This window comes from Streptomyces niveus, assembly GCF_001723055.1.
GTDB classification, from domain to species: Bacteria; Actinomycetota; Actinomycetes; order Streptomycetales; family Streptomycetaceae; genus Streptomyces; species Streptomyces niveus.
The window spans coordinates 34,952-47,662 of record NZ_MDCR01000104.1 but is presented as its reverse complement, the minus strand read 5'-3'; the positions used below and the strand labels follow the sequence as shown (position 1 = coordinate 47,662).

At 71.1% G+C, this 12,711-nt stretch carries 11 protein-coding genes and 2 pseudogenes; 7 read left to right on the top strand and 6 right to left on the bottom strand.

Annotated features, from left to right (window positions below):
- Nucleotides 1-80: 80 nt before the first annotated feature.
- Entirely contained in the window at nucleotides 81-1,670 is a 1,590-nt protein-coding gene (locus tag BHU15_RS14125) for an amidohydrolase family protein (protein ID WP_255293106.1), read from the top strand.
- Between the two features lie 206 nt (nucleotides 1,671-1,876).
- On the opposite strand, the gene BHU15_RS14120 is transcribed toward BHU15_RS14125, so the two are convergent.
- On the bottom strand, nucleotides 1,877-2,830 hold the full coding sequence (locus tag BHU15_RS14120; RefSeq protein ID WP_069627530.1) for an NADP-dependent oxidoreductase: 954 nt from the start codon (nucleotides 2,828-2,830) through the stop codon (nucleotides 1,877-1,879).
- An 83-nt stretch (nucleotides 2,831-2,913) separates the two neighbouring features.
- Between BHU15_RS14120 and BHU15_RS14115 the strand changes: the two genes are divergently transcribed.
- Nucleotides 2,914-3,486 (top strand): TetR/AcrR family transcriptional regulator, encoded by a 573-nt coding sequence (locus BHU15_RS14115; protein ID WP_069627529.1) that lies wholly within the window; start codon nucleotides 2,914-2,916, stop codon nucleotides 3,484-3,486.
- A gap of 102 nt (nucleotides 3,487-3,588) precedes the next feature.
- On the opposite strand, the pseudogene BHU15_RS38245 reads toward BHU15_RS14115, so the two are convergent.
- Nucleotides 3,589-3,944 (bottom strand): annotated as a pseudogene (locus BHU15_RS38245) (response regulator); the annotation flags it as partial.
- Nucleotides 3,941-4,135 (bottom strand): hypothetical protein, encoded by a 195-nt coding sequence (locus tag BHU15_RS42265; protein ID WP_435897029.1) that lies wholly within the window; start codon nucleotides 4,133-4,135, stop codon nucleotides 3,941-3,943. The pseudogene BHU15_RS38245 and the gene BHU15_RS42265, both read right to left, overlap by 4 nt.
- A gap of 419 nt (nucleotides 4,136-4,554) precedes the next feature.
- Here BHU15_RS42265 and BHU15_RS40845 point away from each other — a divergent pair.
- Both BHU15_RS40845 and BHU15_RS40115 read left to right on the top strand, forming a co-directional pair.
- A pseudogene (locus tag BHU15_RS40845) lies at nucleotides 4,555-4,722 on the top strand (ATP-binding cassette domain-containing protein); the annotation flags it as partial.
- A 184-nt stretch (nucleotides 4,723-4,906) separates the two neighbouring features.
- Nucleotides 4,907-5,053, top strand: a complete 147-nt coding sequence (locus BHU15_RS40115) for a hypothetical protein (RefSeq protein WP_167756185.1) — start codon at nucleotides 4,907-4,909, stop codon at nucleotides 5,051-5,053.
- 28 nt (nucleotides 5,054-5,081) lie between these two features.
- Here the strand turns inward: BHU15_RS40115 and BHU15_RS14100 are convergent, their stop codons facing one another.
- Complete coding sequence (locus BHU15_RS14100) at nucleotides 5,082-7,433, bottom strand: FUSC family protein (RefSeq protein ID WP_069627500.1); 2,352 nt, start codon at nucleotides 7,431-7,433, stop codon at nucleotides 5,082-5,084.
- A 166-nt stretch (nucleotides 7,434-7,599) separates the two neighbouring features.
- On the opposite strand from BHU15_RS14100, the gene BHU15_RS14095 reads away from it, so the two are divergent.
- Both BHU15_RS14095 and BHU15_RS14090 read left to right on the top strand, forming a co-directional pair.
- Complete coding sequence (locus BHU15_RS14095; protein ID WP_348538505.1) at nucleotides 7,600-8,178, top strand: hypothetical protein; 579 nt, start codon at nucleotides 7,600-7,602, stop codon at nucleotides 8,176-8,178.
- A gap of 165 nt (nucleotides 8,179-8,343) precedes the next feature.
- Complete coding sequence (locus BHU15_RS14090; protein WP_069627499.1) at nucleotides 8,344-10,209, top strand: CocE/NonD family hydrolase; 1,866 nt, start codon at nucleotides 8,344-8,346, stop codon at nucleotides 10,207-10,209.
- A 268-nt stretch (nucleotides 10,210-10,477) separates the two neighbouring features.
- Here BHU15_RS14090 and BHU15_RS14085 read toward each other — a convergent pair whose 3' ends face one another.
- The gene (locus BHU15_RS14085; RefSeq protein WP_069627498.1) at nucleotides 10,478-11,107 is read right to left on the bottom strand and encodes a TetR/AcrR family transcriptional regulator; all 630 of its coding nucleotides are present in this window, start codon (nucleotides 11,105-11,107) and stop codon (nucleotides 10,478-10,480) included.
- Between the two features lie 70 nt (nucleotides 11,108-11,177).
- On the opposite strand from BHU15_RS14085, the gene BHU15_RS14080 reads away from it, so the two are divergent.
- Nucleotides 11,178-12,050, top strand: coding sequence for a ketopantoate reductase family protein (locus tag BHU15_RS14080; RefSeq protein ID WP_069627497.1), 873 nt, complete (start codon nucleotides 11,178-11,180; stop codon nucleotides 12,048-12,050).
- A gap of 97 nt (nucleotides 12,051-12,147) precedes the next feature.
- Here the strand turns inward: BHU15_RS14080 and BHU15_RS14075 are convergent, their stop codons facing one another.
- Complete coding sequence (locus BHU15_RS14075) at nucleotides 12,148-12,636, bottom strand: TetR-like C-terminal domain-containing protein (protein ID WP_255293105.1); 489 nt, start codon at nucleotides 12,634-12,636, stop codon at nucleotides 12,148-12,150.
- Between the last annotated feature and the right edge of the window lie 75 nt (nucleotides 12,637-12,711).

Below are 12,711 nucleotides of genomic sequence, written 5' to 3'. Positions count from 1 at the left end.
TCCTGTCGCCCCGCGTCCGCCAGAGTCGTGGGTGTCGGCGGAGGCGGCCGACGGATTCACAAGCTGGAGGGGGAAACAGCATGTCCGAAGCAGCAGTTGGGGCACAGCGCGGCATGGCTCGACGAGGGTTCCTGGCCGGGGCTGCGGCCGTGACGGGTACGGCACTGACGAGCACGGCGGCGTCCGCCGGTACGGCACGCGCGGCCGGTCCGGCGGCCCGAAACGGTGCCGACACAGGCCCGTTGGCGCTCACCCACGTCACGGTGATCGACGGATCGGGAGCACCCCCGGCCCCCGACATGACGGTCGTCGTGGAGGACGGCCGCATCACCGGACTCGCCCCGAGCGCACGCACGCGGCTCCGCCCGGGCACCCGTACGGTCGACCTGACCGGCAAGTACCTGACCCCGGGACTGATCGAGGCGCACACCCACAGCGACGGCCCGGAGTCAGTGGTCCCGCCGCTGTACGCCCTCGCCGGCGTCACCACGGTCCGGGAGATGCGGGGCCAGGCGATCCACCACGAGTGGCGCGAGAAGATCCGCAACGGTGCGCTGCTCGGCCCCCGTTGGGTGGTCGGCAGCCCCATCGTCGACGGCACGCCCTCACTGTGGGCGGCCGACGTGGGCCCGACCATCGAGGTGCGCGACGCGGCCGAGGCCCGGCGCGCCGTACGGCGGGTCAAGCGCGAGGGCGCGGACTTCGTCAAGGTGTACTCCCGCCTGTCCCGCGAGGCCTACTTCGCCATCGCGGACGAGGCGCGGCGCCAGGGCATTCCGCACCTCGGGCACTGCCCCGACACCGTACGGATCGGGGAGGCGAGCGCCACCGGCCACCGCACCATCGAGCACCTGCACGCGCTGCTCCTGGCGACGTCACGGCACGAGAAGGAGATACGGCGCCGCCTGGCCGCCGTAAGGATCGACCCGCGCGACCCCAGCAGCCTGTCCCGCTACCACAGTTGGTTCCAGCAGGTGCATCCCCTCGAATGGCGGGCCGTGCGCGGCTACGACAGGGACCGGGCGGACGCCCTCTTCCGGAACCTGGCGGCCAACGGGACGGCGGTCGTCCCCACGCTCAGCGTGCACCGCACACTGGAGCTGCCCGACGATGTTCCGTCCCGGGCCGAGGAGTGGAAGTACCTGCCCGCCTGGCAGGTGGAGAGCTGGCCGGACCAACTGGCGGCCCTGACCGGTGGGCGCACCCCCGAGCAGGACCGGCAGATCCGGCAGATCTTCGCGCACCGGCTCCGGCTGGTGGGCGAGTTGCACGGCGCGGGTGTGCGGCTGGCGGCGGGCACCGACACCGGCACGGGATACCTCGTCCCGGGCTTCGCCCTCCACGACGAGCTGGCACTGCTCGTGGCGGCCGGCCTCACCCCGGCCGAGGCCCTGCGTACGGCCACGCGGGACGCGGCCCGCACTCTCGGTCTGCCCGCCGTCGGTACCGTGGCCCGCGGACAGGCCGCCGACCTGCTCGTCCTGGACGCGGACCCGCTGCGTGACATCCGCAACACCCGCCGCATCCACGGCGTGGTCGTCGACGGCAGGTGGATCCCGCCGGAGGAACGCCGCCGGCTTCTCGCGGCGGTGGAAGAGGCCGCCGCCCAGACCTCGCCACCGCAGGAGGGCGCCACGATGACGGGCTGCGGCTGCGGCGGACACCCCTGACAGTCCTGCGGTGGCGGCTTCACCGACGAGTGGAGCCGGCCGCCGGGTGGGCGGCCGGTCCGGAGGAAGACGCGCCGTGGATCGCGACGGTCTGTGTGCCGGGGCCGTCGCCGGCAGCCGCTTGGGCCGTCCACCACGTCAACGACAGCCGCACCAGGACAAGATGACCTGGGCGCCCGCCGCTTTTCCTTCCGCTGACCGCCTGATCACAGGACGAGCATGAGCTTGCCGCCGGGCCGACGGGACTGGCTGAGTTCGGCCGCCTCCTGGATCTGGTCGAGCGTGTACGTGCGGGCCACCGATACGGCGAGAACGCCTTCGCCCGCCAGCCGGGCGAACTCGCCCATCCGGTCGTAGCGCATCTCGATCTGGGTGATCCGGGTGCCCAGCTCGGCCGCGGCGGCGAAGTCCGAGACGGTGAGGACGCGGTCGGGGTCCCCGGTCAGCTCTATCAGGGTCGGCAGCGAGCCGCCGCCCGGGCTGGCCTGGTCGGCGCGGTCGATCCGGCCGCCGGTCGGGGCCGTGTCCAGGGCGCGGTCGACGCGGGCCCCGGCCAGTGCGGCGACGCGTTCGGCCATGCCGTCGCCGTAGCCGGTCACCAGGGCGCCGAGCTCTTCCAGGGCTGCGGCCCGCGTCGGCCCGGCGGTGGCGATCACCTGGACACCCCGGTGCAGCGCCAGGCGCACCGCCGCCTCACCCACGGTGGAGCCCGCGCCGTGGACGAGCAGCAGCTCGCCCGGCTGGACGCCGAGGTCGTCGAGCGCGTGCCATGCCGTCTCGGCCGCCATCGGCAGCGCGGCGGCCTGTTCGGCGGTGACGCCCGCGGGAACGTGGGCCCAGACCGCCATCAGCGCATACTCGGCCGCCCCGGCCGTCGGGCCGTCGAAGGCCGCCGGGCCGAACACGCGGTCGCCGATCTCGACGCCGATGACGCCATCGCCGAGCGCGTCGACGGTGCCCGCGACCTCGGTGCCGAGCCCGCGCGGCAGCGGCGGCAACTGGTCGGCGAGCAGGCCGTCGACCACCGCCCAGTCGCCCGGCGTCAGTCCGCACGCCCGCACGGCTATCCGGATCTGGCCGGGTCCCGGCTCCGGCTTCGGGACCTCGCGGAGCACGATCACGTCCGGGGATCCGAACCGGTCGAACTGAAGAGCCTTCATGACGATCTCCAAGTGATGACAGCATCTGTTGTCATCGATCCTAACGCCATGACGACAGCCTCTGCTGTCATATGCTGGTGGGCATGCCGAGATGGGAGTCAGACGCACAGGGGCGGCTCGAGCGCGCGGCGCTCGAACTCTTCGAGACGCAGGGGTTCGAGCGCACCACGGTCGCGCAGATCGCGCGCACTGCGGGCCTGACCGAGCGCTCCTTCTACCGCTACTTCCCCGACAAGCGGGAAGTCCTCTTCGCCGGCAACGAACTCGAAGCCCACCTTGCCGCCGGCGTCGAGGCGGCCGACCCCGGCCTCACACCGATCGAGGCGCTGCTCAACGCGCTGGGAACGGCCGACGAGGTCTTTCAATCGCGCGAGTTCCTGCTGCGCCGCGTCAAGGTGATCGCCGCCAGCCCGGCGCTGGCCGAGCGCGACCTGATCAAGCTCGCCGACATCGCCGAAGCGCTGGTAGGGGCGCTCGATCACCGCGGCGTCGAGCCCGGAAAAGCGCGCTTCATCATCGACGTGGCGATTGCGGTCTCCCGGCGCGCCACGTCCCGCTGGCTGGCCGACCCGGACGCGACGCTCTCCGATCTCGTCGCCCAGACCGCCGCCGAACTGCGTGAGGCGGTCGCGCCACCGACCCGGACGGCTGGCTGAGCCTGCTGTACGGGCTCGCGTTCCTGGCCGGGCGGGTACGAAACCGAGCCTGGTCGCAGGAGGTGAGCCGGGCAGCGGGACAAGCCCCGTCTCGTACGGGGTGATCACGAGTTGGCCCCGGTCCCGCTCGGTGATGCCCGCGACCGGCCGCAGGGAGTGCTGCGGAGGCCGCCCGGCAAAGTCGGCGATCAGCCGGCGCGTGATCCCCGGCGCGAGCAACGCATCGCCGCGAGGATGTCGTTCAGCGCCATGTCCTTGACCACGAAGCCGCTAGCTCCGGCCCGCAGCGCGCCGTATGCCGGGCATCCGGATGTCCATCACCACGACGTCGGGGCTGATTGCGGCTTCGCCGACCACCTCCAGGTCGGGGTGATCGGACCGGCCATCACCAGGCGCAGGCCGGACCGCACCAGTGGCTGGTCGTCGGCGAGTACGACACGTACGGGACCGTCGGTCATCGTGCTTCCACCGGAACTCCGGCGGGTTCGGGCAGAGGCAGCCGGGCCGTCACCCGGAAACCGCCCTCGGGACGCGGCCCGGCGCTGAAGTCGCGGCATACCACGTTGGTCAGCGCGTCCTGAACGATACGGAAGGCGGCGGACAGGTCGACGTCGGCCGGCAGCGCCCGCTCCTCCACTGCGGCGCACATCCACCCGCATCCCCGCGTCCGCCGTGGGCCGGGTCCGGATGACCTGGCTCGCCGCCCCGGCCTGGATGGCGATGATGCCGATGCTGTGCGCGACCATGTCGTGCAACTCCCGTGTGATCCGCAGCCGTTCGGCGATCACGGCCTCGGCCACCTCCTGTGACCGCAGCGCCACCGCGTGCTCGCGGCGCTGGCGGCTCAACAGCCCACCCATGCACGCCGCCGCCGTCGCCAGGAGGGCGATCACGACGCCCGACGCGTACGAGGAACGAGGTGGTCGAGATGGCATCCATCCCGCGAGACTTTCCAGCCGCCGCCCCCGCGGAATCGGGCCGCGGACGTACGCCCACGGCGAAGGCGCCCGCACGATTGCCACCCACGGTCACATGACCGGACGGGGCCATCCCCGCAGGGTTGACCCTGTGATCGAGGTCGACGAACTCACCAAGCGCTGCGGCGGCAGGACCGCCGTCGACCGGCTGCCCTTCAGCGTGTGACCGGGTCAGGTCACCGGTTTCCTCCGCCCCAACGGAGCGGGCAAGACCACCACCCTGCGTCTGAACCTCGGCCTGGACGCGCCCACCGGCGGGCACCGCCACCGTCAGCGGCGTCCCCTTCCGCACCCACCCACCCACGCGGCCTGCGGCACGTCGGTGCCCTCATCGACGCAGGCCAGGTCACCAGTGCTTTCACCTTGTTGACGCTGCCGCCGATCTTCTCGCAGTGCGCCCGCTGGCCCGCCGCCGTAAACCACGCGATGCCGCCGGTCACGGCATGGAAGCGCCTGGTCCAGAACTGAGCACCGGATCCTCATTCCTCGCGTACAGCGCCACCGTCCCGGGCTCGTGGGCCGTGTACGCGATCTGGCCGCTGATCGCGGTCGTACTCGCCACGGTCGTCGTGCGGCACCGCGACGTGTGAACGCGCCCGCCATCCGCATCAATGTCCGTCAGTCCGGGGCCCGTTCACCGTGTGCGAGCCCAGTCGCGAGAACAGGATGGACGAGCGTCGGCTGATTCCGGCGCAGCGCGCTGAGATGGTCGCCGGTCCAGATGACGCGCACCGCCGTCGCCGAGGCGATCCCGTGCTTGTCCCGCAGGTCCTCGCGCAGCGCGCGGACCAGTGCGCGGTCGGCGTCCGCGTCCAGGTCCAGCGAACGCGGCACCGGTCGTTCGCCGTCGAGGCTCCTGGCGAAGTCGTCGTACCAGTCCGTGACTTGCCACGTACGACGAAGCAGCGTGTGCCGGAGCTGTGCGTGCGGGAGCTGTGTGGGGCGAGCCGCGCTCCCCTCGCCGAAGGCCTGGTCGCCGTCGCGTTCCCAGAGGTCCAGCACCGTGTCGGCCGCGAGCCGTAGCCCGATCACTCCGCCGATGAGCATCGCGAATTCGGCCAGCGGTGTCGTCTTGGCGCCGCGCTCGGTCAGATACTGGCGGAACGCGTCGTCCATCCGGCGCGCGGCCGACGCCGCACGCACCGCTTGCCGCTTCGCCTCGACCGCCGTCGAGGCCGGGCGGGAGCCGGGGCGCCGCATGCCGAACTCCACGGCGGCTGCCAGATAGCGGGAGCTGGCGGTGTACGCCTGGGACAGGGCCGTGTTCAGCGCGGCGCCGGCCCCGCGCGGCCAGAACAGCAGGCCCACCACCAGGCTGACCCCACAGCCGATGGCGACGTCCTCGATCCGTACGAGCCCGACCCGCCAGCCTGTCGGCTGGAGGATGTTGAACAGGATGACAAGCTCCAAGGTGAAGGCGGCCTGCCCTGCGGCGAAGGAGATCACGGCCGGCGCGACCCCGGCCACCAGGATCGTCACGGGGAGCAGGAACCACAGCGGCGTGGTGTCACTGCCGATCGGCAGCAGCAGGAGCGCCCCGATCGCGAAGCCGGCCAAGGTGCCGAGCACCGCGCGCAGTGCGTTCTGCCCGGTGCTGAGCGCGTTCGAGCGCAGTACCGACAACGCGCCGACCACGACCCAGAAGGCATGCTGGACATCGGTCAGATTCGCCACCAGTACGGCCAGTGCCAGCCCTACGGCGCCGCGCACGCTGTTGTGCAGCCACACCGAGTGCGGATCCACGTGCGCGGACACCCGCTCCTGCGCCGCGGACAACGTCCCCGGCAGCCCGGTGGCCTGTCTGCCGAGGAGTCGCTGCAGCCAGGTGCGGCGCTCGGCGCGGGCGGCGGCGTCGATGTTGTCGCCGATCGCGCCGACGACGAAGGCCAGTTCATGGGCGCGGAAGCTCGGCTCCAGGGCGTCGATGACCTCGGTCACCTGCCGGTCGGCCGGCTCGTCCGTCTCGTCCGTCGATACGGTGCTCGCTCCGGTGCCGTTCCCGGGCCCCCGGCCGGACAGCGGCGCCAGTACGTCGGCGGCGTCGCACTCCAGCGCGAACAGGGCGGCGCGCAGCTCGGCCGACGCGGTGTACAGCGCGTCCGGGCTCGTACGCGGCGCCGCGAGGAGATCCGCACCGTGTCCGAGTACGTTCGCCGCCGCGATCCTCGCGCGGCGGGCGGCCAGGTTGGGGGAGTCGTCGGGGATCGGCAGGGAATGCACGATGACCCTTCTCGCCCAGTTCAGCTCGTCGACCAGCCGGACCACGGCGCGATCCGACGCGCTCAGCCCGGTCGGCCGATAGGGCGTGGTCAGGAACTGCCGCTGCAACTCGTCCAACGCCCGGTGGGCGTTACGTACGATCTGCTGGTGGTCGGGCGACGATGCCTCGTCCTCGGAGCGCAGCCGGGCGGCCAGCGCACGACAGGCGCCAACTGCCTTTCCCCGCAACGGATCGGCGGCGGGCTCGGGCCACAGCAACCGGATCGCGAACAGCCCGACAACCGCTGCCAGCCCCCACCCCGCCAGCCGATCCGGCACATCCGAGGCCGTCCCCGGCAGCGAGACCGGCAGGATGAACGAGAGCAGCAGCGAGGTGCTCGCCCCCGCCAGCACCGAACTGACCGCGCCGGCGAGCAGCACGCCGAAACCGAGCACGGCCATGGCGAGGCACGCCAGCCAAGCGGCCCGCGAGGCCAGGGTCCCCAGGCATACGAACAGCGAGCTGACGACGGCCAGGGAGGCCTGAGCTTGCATCCGCTGACGCATCGGACCGCCGAAGCCCACGAGCATCAGCATGGCGAAGGACCCGAACGCGGCGAAGAGCGCCATCTCCGGATTGCCGATCACCTGGTCGCAGAGGGCGAACGTACCGGGCATCACGATCGCGGTCCGCCCCGCGCGACGCAGTACGAGCAGACCGTGGTCCCGGGCGGTGAGCCGCTGTCGGAGGCGTTGGAGCAGTGCTGGCATCGGTCCCGGTCTCTCCAGACTCACTCACGACGGTCACGGCGGCACCCGAAATTACCTCTTGAATCGCCATAAGGCATGTTTCGCTACGCCGACCCGGCGGCTCCCGTCTTGCGGCGGGTCGGATGCGAGCGGCCCCAACCTGTCGATGTACTCCACAATTTCCTCGATGCGGATCGCCCGACTCAAAGGGCAAACTGCCGACATGTCGTCGGGCGCGCCGAGTGGCGGCGTACCGGGTCGACGTGGTCCGCGAAGTGCGCTGGGGGGCGTGGTGGGGACGGTACTCAAGGGCATGAGCCGCGTGCGTTGGCACGATCTGACGCATGCGTACGGATCGGCGGGCGACGTTCCGGGCCGGCTCTCACGGGTGGCTTTCGGTGACGCGCGGACGAGTGCTTCGGCGTTGAGCGATCTCGGTCTGTGGCTCGGTGAGCTGGCTGTCTTCGACGCGACTGTCGAGGCGGTGCCGTTTCTCTGGGGTCTCGCGGTGACCGATTCCGTCAACAGCCGGTCCGGCGTGGTCCTGTTGCTACAGGCGATCCTCGAACACGGCAATCCTCCACAGATCGCGGTGCAGCGCGCGGCTCACCGAGCCGTGCTCAACGGCAGGAGTACGGCGGACTTGCTGGCCTGTGACGAGGACGCCGCCGTGCGCGCGGCGGCTGCGAATCTGGTGGCCGAGATCGACAGCCACGTCTGCGAGTCCTGCCGCCCTCCGCGCGAATGCGCCGCCCCGTTGACGTGATTTACCGATGATCGTAAGCTGCCTCGCCGTCAGTCCCGGCCATGTCCATGACGTAACCCCCCGCGACCGCAGGGGAGTTGCCGTCGCCCACTCCACCGCAGGTCAGAGCCATCGCCCGACTGTGACACCCGCACCGCTCCGCACCCACAACTCTGGGAGACGCATGTGAAAAGACGTCGCGCGACCGCCTGGGCCGCCTCATCACTCGTCGCAGCTCTCGCGTTGACCGGTACGCTCACCGGCCCCGTGGCCGCGGCGCAGGATCGGGCGGGTACGGTCGCCACCGCGACCGACCCCGTCACGCACGCGGAGAACGACCGCGTCCCCGAGGGCTCCGTCTGGACGCAGAGCTACTTCCCGTCCTCCGACAACTCCGGCACCGAACTGCACGCAGACGTCCTGTTCCCCGAGGCGCTGGCGAAGAAAAAGAAGCGCGTGCCCGTCATCCTGTCGATCGGCCCGTACTTCGGCCACTCGGGGCAGACCGGCCCCGAGGACTGGACCCACACCGGTCCCTCGAACCGCTTCCAGGACTTCATCGAGGGCACGGACCTGTTCGACGAGGGGTACGCCTTCGTCATGGTGGACCTGCGCGGCTTCGGCGGCTCCACCGGCTGCCTCGACTGGGGCGGGCCGGGCGAGCAGGCCGACGTCAAGGCCGCCATCGACTGGGCGGCCAAGCAGCCATGGTCGACCGGTGCGGTCGGCATGTACGGCAAGTCGTACGACGCCGTCACCGGCCTCATCGGCAACAACCTGGACCAGCGGGCGCTCAAGGCCGTCGTCGCCCAGGAGCCGGTGTGGGACATGTACCAGTACATCTACTCCAACGGAGTGCCCCGCCCGAACGTCACCGGCACCGCCAACGCCTACAACTCCATAGCCACCGTTGACCAGATGGCGGACGACGACCCGCGCTATCTGGCCAACTCCCGGTGGGAGGAGACCCACCCGGAGTGCCTCACCGAGAACTCGGCCGGATACCGAATAGCCGACCAGCGGGACAAGCACTGGACCTCCCGCGACCTGGCCAGGATGGCCAAGGGCACCGACACCCCGCTCTTCGTCACGCAGGGCTTCATCGAGAACAACACCAAGCCCGAGGAGATGCAGGAGTACCTCGCCAATCACAAGGGCCCCGAGCGCGGATGGCTCGGCCAGTGGGACCACGTGCGCGGCGGTGACCACACCAGCGACGGACGCCTGGCCATGGGACGCGAGGGTTGGTACGAGGAGACACTCTCCTTCTACGACCACTACCTCAAGGGCGTCAAACCAAAGGTCGACTACCCGGCCTACTCGGTCCAGGACTCCACCGGCACCTGGCGTGCCCAGAAGACGTGGCCCGTCGTGGAACGGTCCGCCACCCTCCCGCTGGGCGACGGCTCGTACGTGGACGACGGCGGCGCCTCCGCACGTGTAGGCCTGGTCCCGTCGGGCGAGGCGACGCCTCAGCCCCGCGAACAGCCTTCCGGCGACTGGGACATGGAGAACGCCCCCGCGCTCGACCCGGCCGCCCCGAAGGGCCTGGCGAAGGGGCAGGCGAAGCGCCGGACGGCCGGTGAGATCACGTCCAGCTTCTTCGTGTGGTCCAAGCCGGTCAACCGGGCCGTACGTGTCACCGGCACCCCGCAGGTCTCCCTGACCGCCAAGGGCACGGGCAACGTCATGGTCAAGCTGTACGACGTCGCGCCGGACGGCACCGCCGTCATGTTCGACGAGCAGGTCTCCCTGCTGGACTCCGGCAAGCTGACCGTCGATCTCAAGTCGACCGACTGGACCCTGATCTCCGGGCACGTCCTGGCGGTGGAGATCGGCTCCATCCAGACCGGTTCATGGCGCGACACCCCCTCCGGCGAGACGATCAAGGTCAAGAACGCGCGGATCGAACTGGCCCTGGACTCCCCGGCCGACGACCGCCCCACGGCCGGCGCCCGCTCACCGTTCCTGGACACCTACCTCCGCCAGTACACGGTGCAACTGCCGCCCGGTCCGGCGTCGTTCACGATCCCCTCCGTCGGACGCCACTGACCCCCGGTCGGCGCCGCCGACCCTGACCCCACTCATCAAGCAGCGTGCCGCCTTCGGTCACCGAAGGCGGCACGCTGCTTTCGCCGCCCTGACCGACATCCGGCCAGGTCAGTTGCTCTTCTGAAGTTGCCAGGTTGCTCGCACCCGACGATGGCAGGCGCTGACCTTGACAGGGCAGGCCCGCGCGACCAACTTCCCGGCTGGTCCGCGACGAACTCCGCGCGGCTGCCCGCTGATATCGCCGGGCGCCCGCGGCGCTCCCGCGTCGTCAGGTCCGGGTCGGTGGTGCGCTCATCGCTGCCGTCAGGAACGTGATCGCCCAGTGCCGGGTCGACTCGCCCGCCACCGGAGTCAGGCAGGCGGGGGAGGGCTGCTGGTAGACCTCGACGCGGTCGATGGCTGTCACGGCGAGGATTCCCCGCATCCGGAACCGCAGCTCCTCCGGGGAAAGGCCGGGCAGTGCGCGCGCGAAGGCCGCCAGGTAGCGCTCACGGACCGTGTCCTCGTCCGGGCCGGTCCAGCTGCGCGCCTCCTCGGCCGGGTCGCTGAGGATCGTCACGATCAGCCGGGACGTCCGGGCGCCGCCCTCGTCGCCGGCCCGCGTCCCGTCGAACAGCGGCCCCGCGAATGCCTCCACCAGTTCGGTGACCGACGGGTCGGGGGTCCGGGCGAGCAGTCGGTCGAGCCCGGCGCACTGCGCGGCGTTGATGGGCTCGATCACGCGGCGGGCGACCGCGGCCAGGAGTTCCGCCTTCGAGCCGAAGTGGTATCCGACGGCGGCCAGGTTCGCTCCGGCGAGGTCGGTGACCGCGCGAACCGAGGTGCCACGGTAACCGCGCTCGGCGAAGAGGTGCTCGGCCGCGTCGAGGATCTGGGTGCGGGTGTCAGGTTGCGCCATGCCTGCGTACACTACAGACGTTCGATTGAAACGAACGTATGAATGAACCGAATGGGCGAAAAGGGTTGTCATGAAACTGCTCGTATACGGCGCCGGGGTTCTCGGCAGCCTGTTCTCCGCCCGCCTGCATGAGACCGGGCACGACGTCTCGCTCCTCGCCCGGGGCGAGCGCCTGGCCTCCTTGCGTCGGCACGGCGTGCAGCTCGCCGAGGCAGGCAGCCCGGACGTCAGGCGGGTGCCGGTGCCGGTGGTCGAGCACCCGGCAGGCGGATACGACCTGACCGCGGTCTTCGTCCGCACCCATCAGGTGGACGCGGTGCTGGAGTCACTCGCCGGTCTCGAAGGCGACGTGCTGTTCCTGCTCAACTGGGCGGCCGGCGCGGAACCGCTGGGCGCGGTGATCGGCCACGAGCGGGTGCTGCTCGGCTTCGGCACAGCCGGCGGCACCATGGAGGGCGATGTGGTCCGCTACCGCGCGCCCAACTTCATAACCCGCCGGGTTGCGACGCCGATCGGCGAACCCGACGGCGGGACCACCCCGCGACTGGAACGAATCGTCCGGGAGTTCCGCACCGCCGGGATCAACGCCAAGGCCGAGCCGAAGATGGATGCCTGGCTCAAGACGCACGCCGCGTTCGAGGTCCCGCTCGGGCAGGCGGTGCACGCGGCGGGCGGCCCGGTGGCGCTGGCCGACGATCTGGACGCGGTCCGCGGCATGCTCCGCATCATGCGGCAGAACCTGGCCGCCCTGCCGACGCCGCCGGTCCCTGGCGGGTTTGCCGCGTTGCGCACCCTGCCGGAAGGACTGCTCGTCGCCACGCTGCGGCGCTTCCTGCGAAGCCCGACGGCCGTACACAGCGGACTCAGCGACGCCTCGCCCGCGACGGTGGCCGAACTCGACCGGCTGGCCGAACAGTTGCGTGCCTACGCGAGGATCCGATAGGCAGGCCGGCGGCCGGGGCGTAGACAGAGGGGGCCGGCACCGGCACCGCACAGCCCGTCGACCGGGGCGACCCACGGGGACGTCGCGGCCGGCCCCGTCAGTCCGCGAGAAGACTGTCCGACGCGGAGTCGGGTGCCGTGTCGGCGCCGTTCTCATCCGACAGCAGGTGGGACACAAGGTCGTACGCCCACCCGGAGGTGAGGGGCTCGTTGGTGAAGACGGCCCGGTAGTAAAGGGGGGCGAGTATCGCGTCCGTGGTCCGCTCCAGAGTCGGGCGCTCACGGCCTCTGGCCTGCTCGCGTTCAAGGATGGCTTCGAGCTGCTGCTGGCGTTCGCCGCGGCAGGCGGCAGCGCCCTGTTCCCCACCTGTGCCGATCGTGGCTCGCACCAGAGCGAGGGTGTCCGGGTCGCAGAGGTCTTTTGCCAGGTCGGACGCGTATCGCTCCAGGTCGCCGCGGAGCGTCCCGGTGTCCGGTACGACGATGTCGCCGGAGAAGCGGCTCGTGGCGACGTCGGCGAGCAGTTCGGCGATGGAGCCCCAGCGGCGGTAGACCGTGGTGGCGTGCACGCCGGCGCGAGAGGCCACGACCGGGATGGTCAGTTCACTGGCTTCGTCGGTGAGTAGGTCCTTTACGGCCTGGTGGACGGCCGCCCGGACCCG

Bases quoted from the DNA above. Each gene is read 5' to 3' on its own strand.
- BHU15_RS14125 (WP_255293106.1), top strand. From the start codon at position 81: ATGTCCGAAGCAGCAGTTGGGGCACAGCGCGGCATGGCTCGACGAGGG.
- BHU15_RS14120 (WP_069627530.1), bottom strand. From the start codon at position 2,830: ATGAAGGCTCTTCAGTTCGACCGGTTCGGATCCCCGGACGTGATCGTG.
- BHU15_RS14115 (WP_069627529.1), top strand. From the start codon at position 2,914: ATGCCGAGATGGGAGTCAGACGCACAGGGGCGGCTCGAGCGCGCGGCG.
- BHU15_RS42265 (WP_435897029.1), bottom strand. From the start codon at position 4,135: ATGTGCGCCGCAGTGGAGGAGCGGGCGCTGCCGGCCGACGTCGACCTG.
- BHU15_RS40115 (WP_167756185.1), top strand. From the start codon at position 4,907: ATGGAAGCGCCTGGTCCAGAACTGAGCACCGGATCCTCATTCCTCGCG.
- BHU15_RS14100 (WP_069627500.1), bottom strand. From the start codon at position 7,433: ATGCCAGCACTGCTCCAACGCCTCCGACAGCGGCTCACCGCCCGGGAC.
- BHU15_RS14095 (WP_348538505.1), top strand. From the start codon at position 7,600: ATGCGGATCGCCCGACTCAAAGGGCAAACTGCCGACATGTCGTCGGGC.
- BHU15_RS14085 (WP_069627498.1), bottom strand. From the start codon at position 11,107: ATGGCGCAACCTGACACCCGCACCCAGATCCTCGACGCGGCCGAGCAC.
- BHU15_RS14080 (WP_069627497.1), top strand. From the start codon at position 11,178: ATGAAACTGCTCGTATACGGCGCCGGGGTTCTCGGCAGCCTGTTCTCC.